Here is a 22800-nt window from a genome sequence, read left to right as displayed (position 1 = left end):
CAGTGAACACGGGGATTCATCGGGGACGGAGGCGGTTGTCATGGCGCAGGGCGAGGTGCTCGCGTTCGAGGACTACGTACGCACACGGCAGGACGCGCTGCTGCGCAGCGCGCGTCGTCTGGTCCCGGACCCGGTGGACGCCCAGGACCTGCTGCAGACCGCCCTGGTGCGCACGTACGGCCGCTGGGACGGCATCGCCGACAAGTCGCTGGCCGACGCCTATCTGCGCCGCGTCATGATCAACACCCGTACGGAGTGGTGGCGGGCGCGCAAGCTCGAAGAGGTCCCGACCGAGCAGCTGCCCGACGCGAGCGTCGAGGACGGCAGCGAGCAGCGCGCCGACCGCGCCCTGCTGATGGACATCCTGGGCATTCTGGCTCCGAAGCAGCGCAGCGTCGTCGTGCTGCGACACTGGGAGCAGATGAGCACGGAGGAGACGGCCGCGGCGCTCGGCATGTCGGCCGGTACGGTCAAGAGCACGCTGCACCGGGCCCTGGCGCGGCTGCGCCAGGAGCTGGAGAGCCGTGAGCTGGACAGCCGCGAGGCGGTGGCCCGGGAGACCGGGGGCCACCGGAGCGCGGCGCCGGCCGCCTCCGCCCGTGTCCCCGCCCAGCGGTCGCCGCTCACGGCGGTGCCGGGGCCGGGGGCGCACACACCGGCGCAGCGGAACGGGCGTCACGACGAGCGGGGGATGGAGCGGTGCGCGGCCTGAGTGGCAGCAGCAGCGGTGGGGGCGGCGGCTTCGGGGGCGACGTCCACGGCAGCCCTTCCGGGGGCGACTCGTCCCCGAGCCGGTCTTCCCTGAGCCGGTCTTCCCTGAGCCAGTCTTCCCTGAGCCAGTCTTCCCTGAGCGGCTCAGGAAACGGCTCCGGGAACGGCTCGCCCCCGAGCGGCCCCGGGGGCCCCGGGGGCCCCGGCGACGGCGACGGGCCGGGGAGATCGGGCCGGTCGCGGAGATTCCGGGGCGGTATGGCGGCGGGTTGCACGGCCTTGGCCGGACTCGTCGCCTTCGGGCTGTTCGGCGTCGGCTGCTCCACGGGCGGCACCGGCACCCGGGACGAGGGCCCCGCCGGCAGTCAGCCGGTCGCCCAGATCACCCAGCAGCCCAGCCCCTCCGGCACGACCCCGGCCGTCCGGCGGGTCGATGCCGTACGGCTCCTCAAGAGCGACCCCAAGGTGGGCGAACGCGTCCGGGAGGGGCTCAAGCCCTGCGCGGGCAAGGCCTATCCGGTCGACACCTCCTACGGGTCGATGACCGGCGGCCGGTCTGCCGACGTAGTGGTCAACGTGATGAACTGCGCCGACTCGGTGAGCGTCGGAACGTATGTGTACCGGGCGGACGACGACGGCTCGTACAAGAACGTCTTCGCGGCCGAGGTCCCCGCCGTCTACGGAACGATCGACCGGGGCGACCTGGTGGTGACGACCCAGGTCTACGGGTCGAAGGATCCGCTGGCCTCCCCCTCCGGCTCGGAGGTGGTCACCTACCGTTGGGCGAGCGACCGCTTCACCGAGCACGACCGCGTGCACAACGACTTCAGCCGTGCCGTCGAGGGCACGGACGGCGACCTGCCCGTGCAGTCGGAGCCGGTGGAACCGGATCCGGCGGACGAACCGGCGGAGCCGGACAGGAACTGACACGGGCGGGCTCCCCGCCCGGAGCCGGACAGGACTGACACCGGGCGGGGAGCCGGCGCCGGGCAGGAACGAAGGCGCGTCGGTGGAACCGGGCGGGAACGAAGGCGCGCCGGTGGAACCGGGCGGGAACGGAAAGCGAGAAGCAGCCCCATGGCCGAGACCCACGTCCTCTTCGTCGAGGACGACGACGTCATCCGCGAGGCCACCCAGCTCGCCCTGGAGCGGGTCGGTTTCACGGTCACCGCGATGCCCGACGGGCTCTCCGGCCTTGAGGCGTTCCGCGCCGACCGGCCGGACATCGCCCTGCTCGACGTGATGGTGCCGGGCCTGGACGGGGTCAGCCTGTGCCGCCGTATCCGGGACGAGTCGACCGTACCGGTGATCATGCTCTCCGCGCGGGCCGACTCGATCGACGTGGTGCTCGGCCTGGAGGCCGGAGCCGACGACTACGTCACCAAGCCCTTCGACGGGGCGGTCCTGGTCGCCCGTATCCGGGCGGTGCTGCGCCGCTTCGGCCACGCGGCCGGGCCGGACGGCGTGGGGCCGGGCGGTACGGAGGGGGACGACGAGGCGCTCGGCGGGGTGCTGGTCTTCGGTGATCTGGAGGTCGACACGGACGGCATGGAGGTGCGGCGCGCCGGTGAGCAGGTGGCGCTGACGCCCACCGAGATGCGGCTGCTGCTGGAGTTCTCGTCCGCGCCGGGAACGGTCCTGTCCCGCGACAAGCTGCTGGAGCGGGTCTGGGACTACGGCTGGGGCGGTGACACCCGGGTCGTGGACGTCCACGTCCAGCGGCTGCGCACCAAGATCGGCCAGGACCGGATCGACACGGTCCGTGGCTTCGGCTACAAGCTGCGCGGATGAAGCGGCCACAGGTGCGGCTGAGGCGGCCACAGGTGCGGCTGAGGGGGCCACAGACGGAGCGGCCGGGACGGGCACAGGTGGAGCGGCCGGTGGTGGGCCCATGAAGCGGCTGGCCCTGCGGACCGGTGTCCGCTGGAAGATCAGCATCGCCATCGCGGCGGTCGGCGCGCTCATCGCGGTGGCGCTGAGCCTCGTGGTGCACAACGCCGCCCGTGTCTCGATGATCGAGAACGCCCGCGAGGTGCAGCTGGAGCGGCTGCTGGGCGCCCAGCGCTTCTACGAGGCGACGAGCATGCAGAAGGGCGGGCCGAAGTTCGGGGCGAAGCTCAACGACCCGACGATCCCGCCGACCCTGCGCGAGGAGGTCCGCAAGGACCGCCGGGCCACCCATGTGGAACAGAGGGCCGACGGGGTTCCCGAGGTCTGGGCGGCCGTGCCGCTGGCCAACGGCGACGTGCTCTCGCTGCACACCCGGTTCGCGGACCGCTCCGCCACGATCATGGACGACCTGGACCGGGCCCTGATCATCGGCTCGGTCTCGGTGGTCTTCGGCGGCTGCGCGCTCGGGGTCCTCATCGGCGGCCAGCTCTCGCGCCGGCTGCGCAAGGCGGCGGCCGCGGCGGGCCGGGTCGCCCAGGGGCAGACGGACGTACGGGTCAGGGAGGCGGTCGGCGGGGTCGTCCGCGACGAGACGGACGAGCTGGCGCGGGCGGTCGACGCGCTGACCGACGCGCTGAACGAGCGGATCGAGGCGGAGCGCCGGGTCACCGCGGACATCGCCCACGAGCTGCGTACCCCGGTGACCGGGCTGCTCACGGCGGCCGAGCTGCTGCCGCCGGGCCGCCCCACCGAGCTGGTACGGGACCGGGCCCAGGCCATGCGGACGCTGGTCGAGGACGTGCTGGAGGTGGCGCGCCTGGACAGCGCCTCGGAGCGGGCGGAGCTGCAGGAGCTGCCGCTCGGCGAGTTCGTCAGTCGGCGGATCGGGCTGCTGGACCCCGATGTGACCGTGCGGGTGATCCATGAGTCGTGGGTCTCCACCGATCCGCGCCGGCTGGAGCGCATCCTCGGCAATCTGCTCGGGAACGCCGCCAAGCACGGCTCGACCCCGGTGGAGGTCTCGGTCGAGGGCCGGGTGGTCCGGGTCCGCGACCACGGTCCGGGGTTCCCGGAGGAGCTGCTGCGGGACGGGCCGAGCCGGTTCCGTACGGGCTCCATGGACCGGGCCGGGCACGGGCACGGTCTCGGCCTGACGATCGCGGCGGGCCAGGCGCGGGTGCTGGGGGCCCGGCTGACCTTCCGCAACGCGGCGCCCTCGGGTGCGGCGGAGGGCACGGGCGGGGCGATCGCGGTGCTGTGGCTGCCGGAGCACGCGCCGACGGTGACGGGGAGCTTCCCGGTACTGCGGATGGCGGACCAGCGGCAGGCGTCGGACTGACCGGCACACCTGCTGGTCCTGCGGGAACGCCGACGGCAACCCCGAGGGTCGACGGAGAAACGCCGACGGCGACCCCGAGGAGTGAGCCGTGAGGCTGTCCTCGACGTCGCCGTCGGTCGGGTGACCCGGGCGCACGCCCCGGGTACCGGGGTGTAACGGGTCCACTGAACGCTCTTCGGTTGTGCTGCGCGGCCGCCGGGTGCCGTGCGGCGCTGGGCGCCTGGTCTCCGGCCGGTGTCCGCGCGGTTACGCCGGCCGGATCAGATGGAGACGTGCACCGAGCGGAGGAACGCGGCCGGGTTCAGCGCCGAGCCGTAGTTCGGGGTGGTGCGGATCTCGAAGTGCAGGTGCGGGCCGCTGGAGTTTCCGGTGTTGCCGGACAGCGCGATCTTCTCGCCCGTCTTGACCTTCTCGCCGATCTTCACGTTGACCTTCGACAGGTGCGCGTACTGCGAGTACTTGCCGTTGGAGTGCTTGATCACGATGGCGTTGCCGTACGCGGGGCCGTCACCGGCGCCGTTCGGGCCGGCCTTCACGACGGTGCCGGTGTGGGCGGCCGTGACCGTGGTGCCGATCGGCACGGCGAAGTCCTGGCCGGAGTGCTTGGCGGCCCAGCGGGCGCCGCCGGTGCCGTAGCTGGCGGTCAGCTTGTACTTCTTGACCGGGGTCTTCCAGGAGGCGGCGTTCTTCTTCGCGGCCTTCTTCTTGTCCTCGGCCTTCTTCTTGGCGTCGGAGGCCTTCTTCGCGGCCGTCTTCTTCGCCGCGTCCGCGGCCTTGGCCTGCGCGGCCGCCTGCTGGGCGACCGAGTCGGCGGTCGTGCTCGCGGCAAGGGGGGCAGCGGCGGCGGTGCCGCTGGAGGCGAACGCCGTTCCGGCACCCAGCACCACGGACGCCCCCAGGCCGGCGGCCAGGACGGCGCCACGGACGCGGAAGGCGGACGGGCGGATGGTGTGCTGGTTCGTTGCGCGCTTCATACGAGGAAGTCCTCCGAAGGTGAGTGGACCCGGCGTGCTGTCCGGGCTTGCTCAACCTTGGTAACCCGCACCCCGGCCGATGCTCAAACACCCCATCTACGAAGAAAAGCCGTAGAGAGGGCGGGGGGAATTGACCGAGGTTGTCCCTCCGCAAGGGGTCGGCGCGGGCGACGAAATCCTTCGCGCGAAAGGCGTTTAACGCCTGTTCCATGGGGCCTTTTCCGGACATGGCACCGCGAAACGGTTGTATCGCCCAGAACCTCGGAAGGGCCTGCCGACGCCGGGCCGAAGGTCCCGAGGCCGATCACGGCCCTTTCTACTGGCCCGGGTAGTAGGCCTGTTTCGGGCTGTGCGCCTTGTCACCGCCGGTGGGACCTTGGTCCTTCCGTTTCGGGACCTTCGGCCCGCTACTTCACTACGCTGACGGGAAAGCGGCACCGCACCCCGGGGGGTCCCATGACGGCCGAGAACACCCACGCACTGGACGGCATCGAGCTCGCGGACGCCGTCGCGTCCATCCGTAACCAGCTCATCGACGCGGCGACCCGGGCCACGGACCACCCGGTGTCCTTCGCGGTCGGCGACATCCAGATGGAGTTCACCCTCGAACTGCGCCGGGAGGCCAAGGCGGGCGGCAAGGTGAAAGCCTGGGTGGTCGAGGCCGGCGCGGACGCCGCCCGCACCACGGGCCGCACGCACAAGGTGGCTTTCACCCTGACTCCGCGCAACGCGGCGACGGGCGAGGCGTGGGAGATCGGGACCGAGGACGACGGGTCGACTGCGGGGTTCGGCGGGGCCGGGCAGCGGTGACCTCGGTGCACCTGGCCGACCGTACGGTCGTCGTCTCCGCGATCCAGCAGGGCAGCGGCGTAATGATCACCGATCGCCTCGTCCTGACCTGCGCCCACGTGGTCAAGTCGGGCTCCGTCCACATCGCCCACCCCGCCCGCCCGGACCGGATACGGGCCACCGTCGCCTGGATCGACTACCAACTGGACGTCGCCCTGCTGGAGGCCGTCGAACCGGTGCGGGCCGCCCCGCCCGTGCGGCTCGGCGTGATCGACACCCGCCAGGCGATTCCCGGCTGCGAGATCACCGGCTTCCCCCGCGTCCAGCGTTACGGCCCCGACCGGCGCCTGGAGGCGGACCAGTACACGGCGACGGTCCTGCCCGTGGCGGGCCAGGTCCGCAACCTGCTGGTCTGCGATCTGGACGGCCCGCCCGCCGCCCGCCCGGACGACGAGTCGGCCGCCCTGTCGGGGCTCTCCGGCGGGCCGGTCTTCATGGGGGACGTGCTGCTGGGCGTGGCCCGCCAGGTGGCCCGGCAACGCGACGGCCGCCGGGTCGAGTGCGTGCCGCTGGGGCCGGTCCTCGCCGCGAAGCCCTTCCGGCTGGTCTGCCGACGGGCCGGGGTCGAGCTGCGCGAGGAACGCGTCCACGGCAGCTTCCCGCGTGACCTGCGGTACGAGACGGAGTACGCGCAGGCGCTCGGCGTCGCGTACCGCCGTACGAAGATCTTCGGCCTGGACGAGCTGAGCCGCCACGACCGGGAATGGGACCTGGACACGGCGTATCTGAGCCTGGAGGCCCAGGCCCAGGACCGGGCCGCCCCGGGCCCGCCCCTCCCCCGGCGCATCGACGACCTTCTCGCCGATCGCCCCCGGGTGCTGCTCCGTGGCGATGCGGGTGCGGGCAAGACGACGCTGCTGTGGTGGCTGGCCGCCCACGCCTCGGCCCGCACGCTGGGGGACGCGCTGGCCCCGCTCAACGGCCTGGTCCCCTTTGTAGTGCCCCTGCGCACCCTGCGGGCCCGTGGGGTGACGTTCCCGGGCCCGGCCGAGCTGTCCACCGCGGCGGACCTGCCGATCGACACGGCCCCGGAGGGGTGGGCGGGCCGGGTTCTGGCCTCGGGGCGGGCGTTACTGCTCGTGGACGGCCTGGACGAGGTACCTCCGGAGGAGCGCGAGCAGGCCCATTCCTGGCTCTCGCAGCTCCTGGCCCGCTTCCCGGACACCCGGTGCGTCGTGACCGTACGGCCGCTCGCCGTCGAGGCGGACTGGCTGCGCTCCGAGGACTTCGCGGAACTGCGGCTGCTGCCGATGCGGAACGAGGACATCCAGTCCTTCGTGGCTTCCTGGCACCGGGCGGCCCGGCTGTCGGAGGAGGACGACGCCGAGCGGCTGGACGGACTGGAGCGCGACCTCTCCCACCAGTTCGCCCAGAACCCCACGCTCCGTGACCTGGCCCGTACGCCGCTGCTCTGCGCGGTGATCTGCGCCCTGCACCGCCGCCGCGACGGCTTCCTGCCGGAAACCCGCTGGCAGCTGTACCGCTCGGCCCTGGAGATGCTGCTCGGCCACCGGGACGACCGACGCCGGATGGGGAGCCCCGAGGGCATCGACCTGGACGTCGAGGAATCCACCCAGCTCCTCCAGCGGATCGCCGTGTGGCTGGTCCGGGAGGGCCAGTCGGAGTTCACCCGGCCCCAGGCCCTGCGCCAGCTCCGCCGCGCCCTGACCGGAATGGAACGGGTCAGCGTCCAGGGCCCGCCGGAGAAGATCCTCACCCATCTGCTCAACCGCAGCGGCCTGCTCCAGGAACACGGGGACGACACCTACCAGTTCATCCACCGCACCTTCCAGGACTATCTGGCCGCGAAGGAACTCGTCGAGGACGAGCACCTGGGCGAGCTGCTGCGCCACGCCGGCGAGGAGTCCTGGCAGGACGTGGTCCTGCTGGCGGCGGGGCATTGCGGACGGCGGGAGCTGGCCGCGCTGGTGACAGGGCTGCTGGACGCGGGTCAGCAGCAGGCGACCGGGACGATCGAACGCACCGGCCTCCACGTCCTCGCCGCCCTGTGCGCCGGGCACGCGACCTGGCTGGACGGAGCGGTACGGGACCGGGTCCGGCGCAGCACGGCGTCACTGTTCCCGCCGGCCGACGACGAACACGTACGCTCGCTGGCCCGGCTGGGACCGGCCGCGCTGGAGTTCCTGCCGGAGCCTCAGGAGGTGCCCGCCGAGGAGCCCGGCGCCGAGAACGTGGCCCGGCTGATCGTACGGATCGGAGGAGCCCCCGCCGTCCGCCACGCCCAGGAGTGGCTACAGGCCCATCCCGACCTCAGCAGCATCTTTATGACCGCTTGGGACCGCTTTCCGCCCGAGGAGTACGCCACCGAGGTGCTGGTCCACGGCGATCTCCGGCGGGCCGTTCTCATGGTGGGCGACCTTGGTCGGCTGAGGGCGCTGCGGCACCTCCCACCGCTGTACGCCTTGTCGCTGCACGGGGATCTGCCCGAAGCGGAGATCGGTGCGGCGCTGGAAGGCCGCCGGATCGAGGTGCTCGGCGTCGGCCCAAACACCCTGCTCGCTGGGCTCTCCTGCCTGAGCCCCCTCAAGGCCACCCTGCGAGGGCTGGGCATCACACAGTGCCCCGCGGTCCAGGACCTGGCGCCGCTCACCGAACTCGACGGGCTCATGTCCCTGGCTCTGGACATGCAGACGATACGGCTCGGGAACCTCGCCCCGCTGACCGGCCTTCGCTCTCTGGAACACCTCGGCCTGAACCAGCTCGCGGTCGACCGGCTGAGCGAGATCGCTGCCCACCCCGGCGTCAGCACGTTGACCGTGACGAACCAACGTCCGCTCACGCTGGACGGCCTCGACGCCTGGACATCGCTCAGAAATCTGGAGATCTCCGAGCCGACGACGTTCAACGACGCCCTTACCGCCCTGCGGGAGCACTCCCGGATCACCCGTCTCAGCCTCACCGCGTTTCCCTGGGCGCACCAGCCGAACCCGAAGCATGACGCCCCCGCAGTCGAGCACCTGACCGTTCCGGCTCCTCACCACGGCAAGGACATGGGCGTGCTGCGGAAGCTCTTCCCCGGAGTCACGAAACTCGTCGTGAACGCCTCGGAGCGGCGCGTCCTGGACCTCACGTCCCTGCACGCCTGGCCGGACCTTCAGGTGGAGGTGACCGGGCTGAGGCAGTCCCGCCTCATCGGGGCGGAGGAACTGGGCGACCGGCTCGCCGTCAGGTCCTACTGACCCGGGAACACGAAAAGGGGCTGCCCCGGACCGGTACGGATACCGGTTCCGGGGCAGCCCCTCAGCGCGGGCTCAGGCCCTACGTGCGCGTCACGCGTCCTTCGTCAGGTTCGGGCCGCTGCCGCCGCCTGCCGCCTGCTCGATCGGGGGGACGTCGGGCAGAGCCGACTTCTCCTCGCCGCGGAAGGTGAACGTCTTGTCGTCGCCCTCTCCCTCGGTGCCCACGACCACGATGTGACCGGGACGCAGCTCGCCGAAGAGGATCTTCTCGGAGAGGATGTCCTCGATCTGCCGCTGGATCGTCCGGCGCAGGGGCCGGGCGCCCATCACGGGGTCGTAGCCCTTCTTCGCGAGCAGCGTCTTGGCCTCGCCGCTGAGCTCGATGCCCATGTCGCGGTCCTTGAGACGCTCGTCGACCTTGGCGAGCATGAGGTCGACGATCTGGATGATGTCTTCCTCGGTCAGCTGGTGGAAGACCACCGTGTCGTCGACACGGTTGAGGAATTCCGGCCGGAAGTGCTGCTTGAGCTCTTCGTTGACCTTGGTCTTCATCCGCTCGTAGTTCGTCTTGACGTCGCCCTGGGCGGCGAAGCCCAGGTTGAAGCCCTTCGAGATGTCCCTGGTCCCGAGGTTGGTCGTCATGATGATGACCGTGTTCTTGAAGTCCACGACCCGACCCTGGGAGTCGGTCAGGCGACCGTCCTCCAGAATCTGGAGCAGGGAATTGAAGATATCGGGGTGGGCCTTCTCGACCTCGTCGAAGAGGACGACGGAGAACGGCTTGCGGCGCACCTTCTCGGTGAGCTGGCCGCCCTCCTCGTACCCCACGTAACCGGGGGGCGAACCGAAGAGGCGGGAAACCGTGTGCTTCTCGCTGAACTCCGACATGTCGAGGGAGATCAGCGCATCCTCGTCGCCGAAGAGGAATTCGGCGAGCGTCTTGGACAGCTCGGTCTTACCGACTCCGGACGGACCGGCGAAGATGAACGAGCCACCGGGGCGCTTCGGGTCCTTCAGGCCGGCTCGCGTACGGCGGATCGCCTGCGAAAGGGCCTTGATGGCGTCCTTCTGCCCGATGACGCGCTTGTGGAGCTCGTCCTCCATGCGCAGCAGACGGGAGGACTCCTCCTCCGTCAGCTTGAAGACCGGAATGCCGGTCGCCGTGGCCAGGACTTCGGCGATCAGCTCGCCGTCGACCTCGGCGACGACGTCCATGTCGCCGGCCTTCCACTCCTTCTCGCGCTTGGCCTTCGCCGCCAGCAGCTGCTTCTCCTTGTCGCGGAGGGAGGCTGCCTTCTCGAAGTCCTGGGAGTCGATGGCCGACTCCTTGTCGCGGCGGACGCCCGCGATCTTCTCGTCGAACTCGCGGAGGTCCGGCGGCGCGGTCATCCGGCGGATGCGCATCCGGGAGCCGGCCTCGTCGATCAGGTCGATCGCCTTGTCCGGCAGGAAGCGGTCCGAGATGTACCGGTCGGCCAGGGTCGCGGCCTGGACGAGGGCCTCGTCCGTGATGGAGACCCGGTGGTGGGCCTCGTAACGGTCGCGCAGACCCTTGAGGATCTCGATGGTGTGCGGCAGCGACGGCTCCGCGACCTGGATGGGCTGGAAACGGCGCTCGAGGGCCGCGTCCTTCTCCAGGTGCTTGCGGTACTCGTCGAGCGTGGTGGCGCCGATGGTCTGGAGCTCACCGCGCGCCAGCATGGGCTTCAGGATCGAAGCCGCGTCGATGGCGCCTTCCGCGGCACCCGCACCGACCAGCGTGTGGAGCTCGTCGATGAACAGGATGATGTCGCCGCGGGTGCGGATCTCCTTGAGGACCTTCTTCAGGCGCTCCTCGAAGTCACCCCGGTACCGCGAACCGGCGACGAGTGCGCCGAGGTCCAGGGTGTAGAGGTGCTTGTCCTTGAGGGTCTCGGGCACCTCGCCCTTGACGATCGCCTGGGCCAGGCCCTCGACGACCGCCGTCTTGCCGACGCCGGGCTCGCCGATGAGGACCGGGTTGTTCTTGGTCCGGCGGGACAGCACCTGCATGACCCGCTCGATCTCCTTCTCGCGCCCGATGACCGGGTCGAGCTTGGACTCACGAGCGGCCTGGGTGAGATTCCGGCCGAACTGGTCGAGCACCAGGGACGTGGAGGGCGTGCCCTCGGCGGGGCCGCCCGCGGCCGCCGTCTCCTTGCCGCCCGAGTATCCGGAAAGCAGCTGGATGACCTGCTGCCGGACCCGGTTCAGGTCGGCGCCCAGCTTCACGAGGACCTGGGCTGCGACGCCCTCGCCCTCGCGGATCAGGCCGAGCAGGATGTGCTCGGTGCCGATGTAGTTGTGGCCCAGCTGAAGGGCCTCGCGGAGCGACAGCTCCAGGACCTTCTTGGCTCGCGGGGTGAAGGGGATGTGCCCGGACGGAGCCTGCTGGCCCTGCCCGATGATCTCCTCCACCTGCTGGCGGACCGCCTCGAGCGAAATCCCGAGGCTCTCCAGGGCCTTAGCGGCGACACCCTCACCCTCGTGGATCAGGCCCAGGAGGATGTGCTCGGTGCCGATGTAGTTGTGGTTGAGCATCCGGGCTTCTTCCTGAGCCAGGACGACAACCCGCCGCGCGCGGTCGGTGAACCTCTCGAACATCGTTAATCGCTCCTCAGAGCGGTCGGTCAGTGAGGGGTCGGTCCCCTCCCAGTCCTTCCGCATGCTAGTCCCGCAGGACGGGACAGCTCATTCCAACTGCCGACATCCGTCCGGATCACCCCGCGCCGGGCGGGGATTCTTACTGCCGAACAGCTGACAACTGCTCCAACCCGATGGTGCGAGACGATGTTCCCGCAGGCCAGGCAGATACCCCTTTCGCCAGTACGCCGATGGCGAACGTGAGACGCCTCGGCCAGCGTGTCGCCCCTTCCCACTAGGAAAGTCTTACCCGCAATCACTGACAGTCCATGCGGCGCGCCCCGGTTCCCTCCGCTACGGGCGAACAACCTTGCGCTGCTGAATGCTCTCGCGCGCCCCTAAGGGCAGAACGGAACGTGACGCGGAGCGGACCCTGCGTAACTCCGGGGACGGTTCGGCGGTTCATCGGACATGACCCCCACCGTCCCGCAGCCCCGATCGTCGCCCGATGTCGCTCCGGGTTCCGCCGATGCCGCACTCGCCCGGCGGTACGCGAAGGAGCTGGGCTGGGCCACCGCGGGGCGGGATCCGCTCCATCTGCTCACCGGGGTGGGCTTCGATGTGCTGGAGCTGCCCGCCGAGGCCGGTCACGCCGTGCTGCGGCGCGGGGTGCGCACCGGCCCCGTGCTGCTGTCCGGTACGCGGATGGGGCTGCTGGTCGCCGCGGGCGGCGCCGACGAGCTGCCGGGGCTGCTCGACTGGCTGGAGTGGGGTCCGGTCGCGCTGGACCTGACCGCCGTGGGCGCGGGGGGCCGTGTCGCGGCCCCGCCTCTCCCGGGTGCCCCGGGGGCCTCGCCGGGGGCCGCTGTGTGGCTGCGGCCCCCAGAGCCGAGGCGTGCGCCCGAGCCGGTGCTGCCGGCTTTCGCGGGCTTCGGGAGCAGCGGTGGGGATGCCCCCGATCTCGTACGCCTGGTGGACGCGGCGGCCACGGAATGCCATCGGGTCCGGTTGTCGTGCGCCCGTTCCGGGGTGCCGACAGGGGTGCTGACAAGAGGTACGGCAGATCAGCCGTTGGCCTTCTCGTAAGCCTCACGGATCTCGGCGGGAACGCGGCCACGGTCATTCACATTGTGGCCGTTCTCCCGCGCCCACCGGCGGATTTCCGCGGTGTCCTTGTTACCGCCGGCCACGGCGCGGCCCTTGCCACGGCCCGTGGCGGCACGGCCACCGGTGCGACGTCCACCCTTGGTGTAGGGCTCGAGAAGGCCGCGAAGCTTGTCCGCGTTGGCCGTGGTGAGGTCGATCTCGTACGTCTTGCCGTCAAGGGCGAACGTGACGGTCTCGTCGGCCTCGACACCGTCGAGGTCATCGACAAGAAGGACCTGAACCTTCTGTGCCACGGGATTTCCTTTCATCGAAAATGGAGTACGCGGAAAGGAAACCGCTTTTCCCCCGAAAACACAAACCCCCGGGAGAGGTTCAGCGGCCCGGGAAGACGGGAAACGTGCGCGATTCGGACATAGGGTTGCAGGTCCTTCTGCAGATCACAGGTGCAGAAGCATCCGGCTGTTGCCCAAGGTGTTCGGCTTCACTCGTTCGAGACCGAGGAACTCCGCGACACCCTCGTCGTAGGAACGCAGCAGCTCACTGTAGACATCGATGTCGACGGGCGTCTCTCCGATCTCGACGAAGCCGTGCTTCGCGAAGAAGTCCACTTCGAAGGTGAGGCAGAAAACCCGCCGGACACCGAGCCATCGCGCGGTCTGCAAGAGCTTGTCCAGCACGTGATGCCCGACTCCCGCGCCCTTCGCGCGGGGGTCGACGGCAAGGGTCCGCACTTCCGCCAGGTCTTCCCACATGACATGAAGTGCGCCGCAGCCGATGACGGTCGCGTCCTCGTCGCGTTCCGCGACCCAGAACTCCTGGATGTCCTCGTAAAGGGTGACGGTCGCTTTGTCGAGCAGGATGCCGCCGGACACGTACCCGTCGAGGAGTCGTCGCACGGACCCGACATCACTCGTCCTGGCCCGCCGGACGGTGATGGCGGGCTTATTTACCGACGGGTCGGTATGGAGTTCGGTTTCCGGATCGCTTTGCGGCTGCTCTGAGGACATGCCCCGACGCTATCGCCCGCTCTCCGCCGTCGCGTCATCGGTCGGTACGTCATCTCCGGCGGCGTGGGCGGTCGGTTCCGCGGGGTTGCCGGGGGTGGTTTCGGCGGGGCCGCCGGGGGTGGTTTCCGCAGGATTGGGGGAAACCATACGAACGGCGTCCTGCAGTGCTTCGCGCTGCTCGGCGGACATCATGCCGAAGAACGCGACAAGCGCGGCGGCGGGGTTGTCGCTGAGTGACCAGGCTTCGTTCATCAGTGCGGCCGAGTAGGCGGCCCTGGTGGAGACGGCCGTATATCGATAGGCCCGGCCGTCGACTTCCCTGCGTACCCAGCCCTTCTGATGGAGATTGTCCATTACCGTCATCACGGTCGTGTAGGCGATGGACCGTTCCTGCTGAAGGTCCTCAAGGACTTCCCGCACCGTGACCGGTCGGTTCCATTGCCAGACGCGCGTCATCACGGCGTCTTCGAGGTCTCCCAATTGACGGGGCACGCGATCACTTTAGTGCTAGATGTCCCGAATGGCCTGCTCTTTGCGCAGCAAAAAGCGCACGACTCCGAGGAGTCGTGCGCTCAGGGGGCGCGTCCCGGGAAGACGCGGGCGGGCGGGCCGCTCCCGCGGTCAGGCATTCGGTCAGACATTCTCCGGACGAGCGGTCTGCTTTGCGGATTCCGCGCGGGCGATCGCCGCGTCCACCACGGCGTCCTCCTTGGTCTTGTTCGGACCACCCTGGCTCTTGACGATGATCACGATCAGGGAGACGAAGAAGACGGCCATCACCACGGGGGGCACGAGCGCGGATACGTAGTCCATGCCGTCCAGAGTAGCGAGCCCGCAGCGGCCCGACGCGGCGACCTCCCGGTGGAGGCCGCCGCGGCGGTGAACGCCGGCGGGTCAGCCGGCCGCCCGCTCCTCGGACGGGGGCGGCGCCGGCCGGCGGCGCGGCGGGAAGACCTCGGAGGGCTTGGGCATCGGGCGGTCGCCGGGCTTCTGCGGGTTACCGGGCGCGGCCGGGGTCCTGGGCCGGTCCGGTTCCCGGGCGGCGGCGCGGCCACCGGGGAGGGCGAGCAGCCGGCTGCGGGGGCCGGGGGCCGCGAGCCCGGCGGAGCGGCCGGCGAGGCGGGCCCGTACGGAACGCTCGGCGAGCACCTGACAGCGTTCCAGGAGGGCCGCCGCGAGCGGGCTGCCGCGCAGGGCCCGCAGGGCGGCCAGATCGTCCGGGCGGGGGTCGTAGCCGGCCGCCAGGGCGTCCTGGAGCAGCTCCAGGTAGCCGGTGGCGGAGCCGGGCAGGGCGTTGCGGTAGCGGGCGAGGTCGGCGAGCAGGAAGGCGCGCAGCCGACCCGCCTCGCCGACCGCCTCGTCCACGGAGCCCGCGAGCCGCAGGCAGTCCTGGACGTCCTCGTCGGACAGGGGCGTGGGGTGGAGGGCGGTGGCGAGGGCACGTCGGAGCACCCGCAGCTCGTCCGCGCTGAACGCCATGCCGCCTCGTGAACCGTAGGGCGTGGGCATAACGCGACAATACGTGCTAAATGGACAAAATCCGTTTAACTGGTCGCCGGTGGCGCGGCGCGCCGGAACGGTCCTCCGGGCCCCGGTCCCGGCCGTTCCCACAGGTACGCCGGGCTCCTGCGGGCCCGCCCCTACGAGCGGGACATGTTCCGCTTGTACACCAGGCGCAGCCCGATGAGCGTCAGCCACGGCTCGTGCTCGTCGATGACCGAGGACTCCCCCAACACCATCGGAGCAAGGCCGCCCGTCGCGATGACGGTGACGTCGTCCGGGTCGGCGGCCAGTTCCTTCTTCATCCGGGCCACCACCCCGTCGACCTGGCCCGCGAAGCCGTAGATGATGCCGGACTGCATGGCCTCGACGGTGTTCTTGCCGATCACGCTGCGCGGCCGGGCCAGCTCGATCTTGCGGAGCTGGGCGCCCCGGACGCCGAGCGCCTCGACCGAGATCTCGATGCCGGGGGCGATCACCCCGCCCGTGTACTCCCCGCGCGGGGAGACCGCGTCGAAGGTGGTGGCGGTGCCGAAGTCGACGACGATCGCCGGGCCCCCGTACAGCTCGACGGCGGCGACCGCGTTGATGATGCGGTCCGCGCCGACCTCCTTGGGGTTGTCCATCAGGATCGGCACGCCCGTCTTGACGCCCGGCTCGACCAGCACGGCGGGGACGTCGCCGTAGTAGCGCCGGGTGACCTCGCGCAGCTCGTGCAGGACCGAGGGAACGGTGGCGCAGATCGCGATGCCCTCGATGCCGTCGCCCAGCTCCATACCGAGCAGCGGGTGCATGCCCATCAGGCCCTGGAGCAGGACGGCCAGTTCGTCGGCGGTGCGGCGGGCGTCGGTGGAGATCCGCCAGTGCTCGACGATCTCCTCGCCGTCGAAGAGGCCGAGGACCGTGTGCGTGTTGCCGACGTCGATGGTGAGCAGCATCAGGCGTCGGCCCCGTCGGTGGCGGAGGCGTCGGCGTCGGCGTCGGCGTCGCGGAAGTCCAGGCCGATGTCGAGGATCGGCGAGGAGTGGGTGAGCGCCCCGACCGCGAGATAGTCGACGCCCGCGTCGGCGTAGGCGCGGGCCGAGTCGAGGGTGAGGCGGCCCGACGACTCCAGGACCGCCCGGCCGGCGACCAGGACGACCGCCTCGGCGGTCTCGGCCGGGGTGAAGTTGTCCAGCAGGATCAGGTCGACGCCCGCGTCCAGCACCTCGCGGACCTGGTCCAGCGTGTCGACCTCGACCTCGATGGGCAGGTCGGGGAACTCGGCGCGGACCCTCTTGAACGCCTCGGCGACGCCGCCCGCCGCGATCACGTGGTTGTCCTTGACCAGCGCCGCGTCGGAGAGCGACATCCGGTGGTTGACGCCGCCGCCGCAGCGCACCGCGTACTTCTCCAGCGCGCGCAGGCCCGCCGTCGTCTTGCGGGTGTCGCGGACCTTGGCCTGGGAGCCCTCCAGCACGTCCGCCCAGGCACGGGTGGCGGTGGCGATGCCCGAGAGGCGGCAGAGCAGGTTGAGCGCGCTGCGCTCGCCGGTCAGCAGGTCGCGGGTGCGGGTGGTGACGGTCAGCAGCTTCTGGCCGGGGACGATCCGGTCGCCGTCCTCGACGTGCCGCTCGACCTCGAACTCCTCGGTGCAGACGATCGACAGGACCGCCTCGGCGACCCGGAGCCCGGCGACCACGCCCGCCTCGCGTGCGGTGAAGTCACCGGTGATCACGGCGTCCTCGGGGACGGTCGCCACGGTCGTGACGTCCACCCCGCCGTCGAGGTCCTCCTCGATCGCCACATGGGCGACGTCCTCGACCTGGACGGGGTCGAGCCCCGCCTGGGCCAGGAGCAGGGCGAGCGCGGGGTCCAGGCCGCACTCCAGGGCGTCGGGGTCGAATCCGTCGTCGCCGCCACAACCGCAGCCGTCGCCGCAGCCGCCTCCCGCCGGTACGGACGACGATGCGGGCGCGCCGACGCTGATCAGCGGTACGTCCACGGGTGTGGGGCGCGGATTCTCTTCGGGCGTGCTCACGGTGACGGCTCCTCGGGGGCGTGGCGGGTGGTGCGGGTGCGGCTGGTGCTTCGGGTGGTGCCGGTGCTGCGTGTGTTGTTGCGGATGGTGCTGGTGCTGCGTGCGTTGTTGCGGATGGTGCCGGAGCTGCTCCACGGGTGCGGCGGAGCGGCTGCTTCCAGCAGTCTGCTCAATCCGACGTGCGTACGGGCGGGAATGCGGCGGTCTCCGTCCGGTGGACGACCGGGGTGTGGTCCGGTCCGATGCGGACGACCAGGTGGCGGCGGCCGTGGGCGTCGTCACGGTCGGGCCGGTCCTCGCGCCAGTGGCAGCCGCGGGTCTCCTCGCGTTCCCGGGCGGCGGCGACCAGGACCCGGGAGACCAGGAGCAGGTTGGTGACCTCCCAGGCGTCGACCCCGGGGACCACGGCCTTGGAGACCCTGGGCCCGTCCGCGTCGGCGGCGGCCTCGCGGTGCAGGGTCTCCAGCTCCTCGGCCGCGACGGCCAGGGAGGCGGCCGAGCGCAGGACCCCGGCCCCCCGGGTCATCGTGCGCTGGATCGCCGTACGGGCCTCGGGGGCCAGCAGCAGGGCGGGGCCGTCGGCGTCGCGGGAGGCTTGGACCGGTTCGGTGCGGGGCGGGCGGACCTCGGCGATGTCGGCGGCGATGCGCTCGGCGAAGACCAGGCCCTCCAGGAGGGAGTTGGACGCGAGGCGGTTGGCCCCGTGCACTCCGGTGCAGGCGACCTCGCCGCAGGCGTACAGGCCGGGGACGGTGGTGCGGCCCCGCAGGTCGGTGCGGACGCCGCCGGAGGCGTAGTGCGCGGCCGGGGCGACCGGGACCGGCTCGGTCACCGGGTCGATGCCGTGGGACCGGCAGGCGGCCAGGATGGTGGGGAAGCGCTGCTCCCACATGGCCGCCCCGAAGTGCCGGGCGTCCAGATACATGTGCTCGGCGCCCTTCTCGTGCATCCGGCGGGTGATGCCCTTGGCGACGATGTCGCGCGGGGCCAGCTCGGCCAGCTCGTGCTGTCCGAGCATGAAGCGGACGCCGTCGCCGTCGACGAGATGCGCGCCCTCGCCGCGTACGGCTTCGGAGACCAGCGGCTGCTGGCCCTCGGAGTCCGCGCCGAGGAAGAGAACCGTGGGGTGGAACTGGACGAACTCCAGGTCGGAGACCTCCGCCCCGGCCCGCAGCGCGAGCGCCACCCCGTCGCCGGTGGAGACGGAGGGGTTGGTGGTGGCGGAGAAGACCTGGCCCATGCCACCGGTGGCCAGGACCACCGAGGGGGCCCGGACCGCGCCGACTCCGTCGTGCTGGCCCTCCCCCATGACGTGCAGCGAAACGCCCGCCGTACGGCCTTCGGCATCGGTGAGCAGGTCCAGGACGAGCGCGTTCTCGATGGTGTGCAGGGCGGCCTCGCGGACCGCCCCGACCAGGGCGCGGGAGATCTCCGCGCCGGTCGCGTCGCCCCCCGCGTGGGCGATGCGGCGGCGGTGGTGGCCGCCCTCCCGGGTCAGCGCGATGTCGCCGCTGTCGGTGGTGTCGAAGTGCGCGCCGGTGGTGATCAGCCGGCGTACGGCGTCGGGGCCCTCGGTGACGAGGGTGCGCACGGCCTCCTCGTCGCAGAGGCCCGCGCCCGCGACGAGGGTGTCGTCGAGGTGCTGCTCGGGGGTGTCGCCCTCGCCGAGCGCGGCGGCGATGCCGCCCTGGGCCCAGCGGGTCGAGCCGTCGTCCAGGCGGGCCTTGGTGACGACGACGGTGTCCAGGCCGGCCGCGGCGCAGCGCAGCGCCGTGGTGAGCCCGGCGACGCCGGAGCCGACCACCACGACGTCCGCGTCGATGGCCCAGCCGGGGGCGGGGGCGGTCAGCCGTATTCCGGTCACGTCAGGGCTCCGAAGGTGAGGGGGATGTTGTCGATGAGGCGGGTGCTCCCGACCCGGGCCGCGACGGCGAGGATCGCCTCCCCGCTCTCGCGGTCGTCCGAAATCTCGGTGAAGTCCGCCGGGTCCACCAGGGCCAGGTAGTCCAGGGTGAGCGGCACCCGGTCCCGGGCGGCGGCCTCGTCCAGGACCGTCCGGGCGGCGGCGCGCACGGCGGCGGGCGCCCCGTTGGGTCGGGCCAGTGCGACGGCCTGGGCGTCGGCGGCGGCGCGGGCCTCGCCGAGCCGGTTGAGCCCGGCGGCCCGGTCGCCGCCGGCCGCGGTGGCCTTGGCCCGCTCGTGCAGGGCCTGCTGGGCGGCGAGCCGGTCCTGCGCCGCGAACAGGGCGCGGGGCAGGGCGAGGGCGGTGTGCCGCTCCTGCGGGGAGAGGAACCGGTTGCGGCTGGAGAGCGCGAGGCCGTCCGCGTCCCGGACGGTGGGGACGCCGGTGATGCGGACGCCGAAATTCAGGTCGCGGACCATGCGGCGGATCAGGGCGAGCTGCTGGGCGTCCTTCTGCCCGTAGAACGCCTCGTCGGGGCGGGTGAGGTGGAGGAGCTTGGCGACGACGGTGAGCATCCCGTCGAAGTGGCCGGGGCGGGCCGCTCCTTCGAGGCGCTCGCCCATGGGGCCCGCGGTGATCCGGACTTGGGGCTCGCCGCCCGGGTAGACCTCGTCCACGCCGGGGGCGAAGACCGCGTCGGCCCCCGCCGCCGCGGCGATCTCCAGGTCGGCGTCCAGGGTGCGCGGGTAGCGGTCGAGGTCGGCGGCCTCGCCGAACTGGAGCGGGTTCACGAAGACGGTGGCCACCACCTGGCCGTCCGGGCCGGCCGCTTCGCGGGCGGTGCGGATCAGGGTGGCGTGGCCGTCGTGGAGCGCGCCCATCGTCATGACGACGGCCCGCTCGGCTCCGGCGGGGCGGGACAGCGCGTCCAGCTCGGCGGCGGTGCGCAGGAGGACGGTCCTGGCGGTCCTGGCCGTGTGCGTCATCGGGTCTCCCCCGGTCCGGGGCCGCCGGGGCGGCGCTCCTGGTCGGCCAGGACGACGAGGAGGTCCTCGGCCAGCTCGGCCTTGAGCAGGCCGTGGGCGAGCGCCCGGTCGGCCGTGGCGCGGGCCATCGCGACATATCCGGCCACCGCCTGCGGGGCATGGGCGCGCAGCTCACCGATGTGCGCGGCGACCGTGCCCGCGTCCCCCCGGGCGACCGGGCCGGTCAGCGCGGCGTCGCCGGAGCGCAGGGCGTTGTCCAGGGCCGCGCCGAGCAGCGGGCCGAGCATCCGGTCGGGGGCTGCGACCCCGGCCCTGGTCAGCAGCTCCATCGACTGGGCGACCAGGGTGACCAGGTGGTTCGCGCCCAGCGCGAGGGCCGCGTGGTAGAGCGGGCGGGACTCCTCGGCGATCCACTCGGGCTCGCCGCCCATCTCGATGACCAGGGCCTCGGCCGCGAGCCGCAGCTCCTCGGGGGCGGTGACGCCGAAGGAGCAGCCCGCGAGCCGCTGCACGTCGACGGCGGTGCCGGTGAACGTCATCGCCGGGTGCAGCGCGAGCGGCAGGGCCCCGGCCCGCAGCGCGGGTTCCAGCACGCGGGCCCCGTACCGCCCGGAGGTGTGGACGAGGAGTTGGCCCGGCCGTACGGCGCCGGTCTCGACGAGGCCCTCGACCAGCATGGGCAGTACGTCGTCGGGGACGGTCAGCAGCACCAGCTCGGCGCGGGCCAGCACCTCGGCGGGCTCCACCAGGGGCACGTCGGGGAGCAGGGCCGCGGCGCGGCGGCGGGAGGCGTCGGAGACGCCGGAGACGGCGACCGGGCGGTGCCCGGCGAGCTGGAGCGACGCGGCGAGGGCGGGCCCGACCCGGCCCGCGCCGACGACACCAACCGTGAGACGGGCGGGGCGGTCCCTCGCGTCGAGGGGTTCCTTCGAAACTGATGCGTTCACGCGGCGACGGCCTTCCGTTCCAGTCCGCGGGGGGTACCGGACGATTTCTCTGCATGCTACGCCAGCGTTTCGGGGAAGCCCCTCCGCTGCCCACAGGCTGTGGATAACTTTGCGGGCCGGGCGGAAATCGGCGCGCCCGCCGGCGGAGGTCCGGGTGATGATCGTCCCATGGCGACGGTGGATGAGCAGGAGCAGCGGCGGCGCAGGCTGACCGCGTGGCGGGGTGCGCGACGGGTGTTGGCCCGGGTGGGCGCGGACGGCACGCTGGGCGAACGGCTGGCGGCGCTGGCCGCCGACGCCCCGTCCGTACACGATTTGGACGACTGGACCGATGTGTACGGGGGCGGGGTCGTCGCCGATCTGGAGCGGCGGACGGCCCGGCTGCTGGGGATGGAGGCGGCGGCGTTCTTCCCGACCGGGACGATGGCCCAGCAGGTCGCGCTGCGGTGCTGGGCGGGGCGTACGGGGAACGCGACGGTGGCATTGCATCCCCTGTCCCACCCGGAGGTGCACGAGGGCGGGGCGCTGGGGGTGGTGAGCGGGCTGCGCACGGTGCATCCGACGGCCGAGCCCCGGCTGCCGGACGCCGAGGAGGTGCGGGAGTTCCCGGAGCCGTTCGGCACGCTGATGCTGGAGCTGCCGTTGCGGGACGCCGGGTTCGTGCTGCCGACCTGGGAGGAGCTGACGGCGGTGGTGGAAGCGGCCCGGGAGCGGGACGCGGTCGTCCACTTCGACGGGGCGCGGCTGTGGGAGTGCCCGACGCACTTCGGGCGCGAGCTGTCGGAGATCGCGGGGCTCGCGGACAGCGTGTACGTGTCGTTCTACAAGTCCCTGGACGGGCTGTCGGGGGCGGCGCTGGCGGGGCCTTCGACGCTGGTGGAGGAGGCGCGGGTGTGGCGTCACCGCTACGGGGGCCAGCTCTTCCAGCAGTTCCCGGCTGCGCTGTCCGCGCTGACCGGGCTGGAGCGGGAGCTGCCGCGCCTTCCGTCGTACGTGGCGCACGCGAAGGTGGTGGCCGGGGCGCTGGCGGAGGGGTTCGCGGCGGCGGGGGTGCCGTGGTTCCGGGTGCGTCCGGAGCTGCCGCACACGCATCAGTTCCAGGTCTGGCTGCCGTACGGGACCGAGGTGCTGGACGAGGCGTCGGTGCGGCAGGCGGAGGAGACGGGGGTGGCCCTCTTCCGGCGCTGGTTCGCGGGGACGGGCGGGGCGGGGCTGCCGCCGGGGGTTTCGTTCACCGAGGTGACGGTGGGGGCTGCGGGGCTTGAGTGGGCGGGGCGGGATGTGCGGGATGCGGTGGGGGGGTTTGTGGGGTTCGTGAGGGGGCTCGCGTAGGGCGGGCTGCTCGGCGTCGAGGGCCTCGCGGGGTGGCCGGTCCCCGGGCCTGGGGGGTTCCGTCCTCAAGCGCCGGGCGGGCTGGGTGTGCGCCCCCGTCCAGTAGCCGCCACCCGGGCCCCAGGGTTCCGTCCTCAAGCTCCGGACGGGCTCGGTGGGGCGGACGGGCCGGGTGGGTTGGGTGAAGCGGGTGGGGTGGGGGTGTTCGTGTGGGGGGTCGGTGGGTGGGTCAGCCAGTGGCGGTACAGGGCGCGCAGGACCGAGCGGTCGTGGCGGCCGGGGGGCGGGGGTGCGGGCTCCGACAGCTGGGCCGCGCGGTAGGTGTCGAGCATGTGCTGCTGCATCGCGTCCATGACTCCAGCCTGCGCAGGTCGCGGCGGGCTCGCGCGTTGATTGACGGCCCCCGTCAAATGGAACGTCGGCCCGGGGCCCGT

The 22800-nt window shown here is 71.9% G+C and carries 22 protein-coding genes; 8 read left to right on the top strand and 14 right to left on the bottom strand.

What is annotated here, in order from left to right:
• Window positions 1-40: 40 nt before the first annotated feature.
• From ACFWM7_RS00985 to cseC, 4 genes are all read left to right on the top strand, one after another.
• Entirely contained in the window at window positions 41-712 is a 672-nt protein-coding gene (locus ACFWM7_RS00985) for a SigE family RNA polymerase sigma factor (protein ID WP_383253522.1), read from the top strand.
• A 257-nt stretch (window positions 713-969) separates the two neighbouring features.
• Window positions 970-1638: a hypothetical protein gene (locus tag ACFWM7_RS00980; RefSeq protein ID WP_383253520.1), complete on the top strand. Its 669-nt coding sequence runs from the start codon at window positions 970-972 to the stop codon at window positions 1636-1638.
• 150 nt (window positions 1639-1788) lie between these two features.
• On the top strand, window positions 1789-2502 hold the full coding sequence (cseB, locus tag ACFWM7_RS00975) for a two-component system response regulator CseB (protein WP_383253517.1): 714 nt from the start codon (window positions 1789-1791) through the stop codon (window positions 2500-2502).
• 100 nt (window positions 2503-2602) lie between these two features.
• Complete coding sequence (gene cseC, locus ACFWM7_RS00970; RefSeq protein WP_383253514.1) at window positions 2603-3940, top strand: two-component system sensor histidine kinase CseC; 1338 nt, start codon at window positions 2603-2605, stop codon at window positions 3938-3940.
• Window positions 3941-4200: 260 nt separating this feature from the next.
• Here cseC and ACFWM7_RS00965 read toward each other — a convergent pair whose 3' ends face one another.
• Window positions 4201-4914: a M23 family metallopeptidase gene (locus ACFWM7_RS00965; RefSeq protein ID WP_097884880.1), complete on the bottom strand. Its 714-nt coding sequence runs from the start codon at window positions 4912-4914 to the stop codon at window positions 4201-4203.
• 456 nt (window positions 4915-5370) lie between these two features.
• Here ACFWM7_RS00965 and ACFWM7_RS00960 point away from each other — a divergent pair, with 456 nt between their 5' ends.
• Together ACFWM7_RS00960 and ACFWM7_RS00955 are read left to right on the top strand one after the other, a co-directional pair.
• Complete coding sequence (locus tag ACFWM7_RS00960; RefSeq protein ID WP_205085859.1) at window positions 5371-5724, top strand: trypco2 family protein; 354 nt, start codon at window positions 5371-5373, stop codon at window positions 5722-5724.
• A gap of 62 nt (window positions 5725-5786) precedes the next feature.
• Complete coding sequence (locus ACFWM7_RS00955) at window positions 5787-8963, top strand: NACHT domain-containing protein (RefSeq protein WP_383253547.1); 3177 nt, start codon at window positions 5787-5789, stop codon at window positions 8961-8963.
• A gap of 90 nt (window positions 8964-9053) precedes the next feature.
• Here ACFWM7_RS00955 and ACFWM7_RS00950 read toward each other — a convergent pair whose 3' ends face one another.
• Window positions 9054-11585: an ATP-dependent Clp protease ATP-binding subunit gene (locus ACFWM7_RS00950; RefSeq protein WP_383253511.1), complete on the bottom strand. Its 2532-nt coding sequence runs from the start codon at window positions 11583-11585 to the stop codon at window positions 9054-9056.
• Between the two features lie 450 nt (window positions 11586-12035).
• Between ACFWM7_RS00950 and ACFWM7_RS00945 the strand changes: the two genes are divergently transcribed.
• Complete coding sequence (locus ACFWM7_RS00945; RefSeq protein WP_383253509.1) at window positions 12036-12650, top strand: SCO3374 family protein; 615 nt, start codon at window positions 12036-12038, stop codon at window positions 12648-12650.
• Here the strand turns inward: ACFWM7_RS00945 and ACFWM7_RS00940 are convergent.
• The 11 genes from ACFWM7_RS00940 to ACFWM7_RS00890 all read right to left on the bottom strand — a co-directional run bounded on the left by ACFWM7_RS00940 (window position 12629) and on the right by ACFWM7_RS00890 (window position 21034).
• Entirely contained in the window at window positions 12629-12964 is a 336-nt protein-coding gene (locus tag ACFWM7_RS00940; protein ID WP_003968298.1) for an Lsr2 family protein, read from the bottom strand. The two genes, ACFWM7_RS00945 and ACFWM7_RS00940, sit on opposite strands and share 22 nt — an antisense overlap.
• Before the next feature lie 144 nt (window positions 12965-13108).
• On the bottom strand, window positions 13109-13678 hold the full coding sequence (locus ACFWM7_RS00935) for an amino-acid N-acetyltransferase (RefSeq protein ID WP_383253507.1): 570 nt from the start codon (window positions 13676-13678) through the stop codon (window positions 13109-13111).
• 9 nt (window positions 13679-13687) lie between these two features.
• Window positions 13688-14170, bottom strand: a complete 483-nt coding sequence (locus ACFWM7_RS00930; protein ID WP_383253505.1) for a BlaI/MecI/CopY family transcriptional regulator — start codon at window positions 14168-14170, stop codon at window positions 13688-13690.
• A gap of 141 nt (window positions 14171-14311) precedes the next feature.
• On the bottom strand, window positions 14312-14491 hold the full coding sequence (locus tag ACFWM7_RS00925; RefSeq protein WP_383253504.1) for a hypothetical protein: 180 nt from the start codon (window positions 14489-14491) through the stop codon (window positions 14312-14314).
• Between the two features lie 81 nt (window positions 14492-14572).
• Complete coding sequence (locus tag ACFWM7_RS00920; RefSeq protein ID WP_383253545.1) at window positions 14573-15157, bottom strand: hypothetical protein; 585 nt, start codon at window positions 15155-15157, stop codon at window positions 14573-14575.
• Window positions 15158-15318: 161 nt separating this feature from the next.
• Window positions 15319-16116: a type III pantothenate kinase gene (locus ACFWM7_RS00915; protein WP_383253502.1), complete on the bottom strand. Its 798-nt coding sequence runs from the start codon at window positions 16114-16116 to the stop codon at window positions 15319-15321.
• The gene (gene nadC / locus ACFWM7_RS00910) at window positions 16116-17198 is read right to left on the bottom strand and encodes a carboxylating nicotinate-nucleotide diphosphorylase (RefSeq protein WP_383253500.1); all 1083 of its coding nucleotides are present in this window, start codon (window positions 17196-17198) and stop codon (window positions 16116-16118) included. Before nadC ends, ACFWM7_RS00915 begins: the two co-directional genes overlap by 1 nt.
• Window positions 17195-17371 (bottom strand): hypothetical protein, encoded by a 177-nt coding sequence (locus ACFWM7_RS00905; protein ID WP_383253498.1) that lies wholly within the window; start codon window positions 17369-17371, stop codon window positions 17195-17197. The genes nadC and ACFWM7_RS00905 overlap by 4 nt, the downstream gene beginning before the upstream one ends.
• Complete coding sequence (locus ACFWM7_RS00900; RefSeq protein WP_383253497.1) at window positions 17368-19062, bottom strand: L-aspartate oxidase; 1695 nt, start codon at window positions 19060-19062, stop codon at window positions 17368-17370. The genes ACFWM7_RS00905 and ACFWM7_RS00900 overlap by 4 nt, the downstream gene beginning before the upstream one ends.
• Complete coding sequence (panC, locus tag ACFWM7_RS00895; protein ID WP_383253495.1) at window positions 19059-20087, bottom strand: pantoate--beta-alanine ligase; 1029 nt, start codon at window positions 20085-20087, stop codon at window positions 19059-19061. The genes ACFWM7_RS00900 and panC overlap by 4 nt, the downstream gene beginning before the upstream one ends.
• A complete protein-coding gene (locus tag ACFWM7_RS00890) occupies window positions 20084-21034 on the bottom strand; it encodes a Rossmann-like and DUF2520 domain-containing protein (protein ID WP_383253494.1) in 951 nt (316 codons plus the stop codon). Before ACFWM7_RS00890 ends, panC begins: the two co-directional genes overlap by 4 nt.
• Before the next feature lie 168 nt (window positions 21035-21202).
• Here ACFWM7_RS00890 and ACFWM7_RS00885 point away from each other — a divergent pair, with 168 nt between their 5' ends.
• Window positions 21203-22366: a threonine aldolase family protein gene (locus tag ACFWM7_RS00885; RefSeq protein ID WP_383253492.1), complete on the top strand. Its 1164-nt coding sequence runs from the start codon at window positions 21203-21205 to the stop codon at window positions 22364-22366.
• A gap of 134 nt (window positions 22367-22500) precedes the next feature.
• Here the strand turns inward: ACFWM7_RS00885 and ACFWM7_RS00880 are convergent, their stop codons facing one another.
• Entirely contained in the window at window positions 22501-22719 is a 219-nt protein-coding gene (locus tag ACFWM7_RS00880; protein WP_383253490.1) for a hypothetical protein, read from the bottom strand.
• Between the last annotated feature and the right edge of the window lie 81 nt (window positions 22720-22800).

It is taken from the genome of Streptomyces sp. NPDC058375 (genome assembly GCF_042723425.1).
Classification (GTDB): Bacteria; Actinomycetota; Actinomycetes; order Streptomycetales; family Streptomycetaceae; genus Streptomyces; species Streptomyces durocortorensis.
This window is presented reverse-complemented; position numbering and strand designations above follow the sequence as displayed.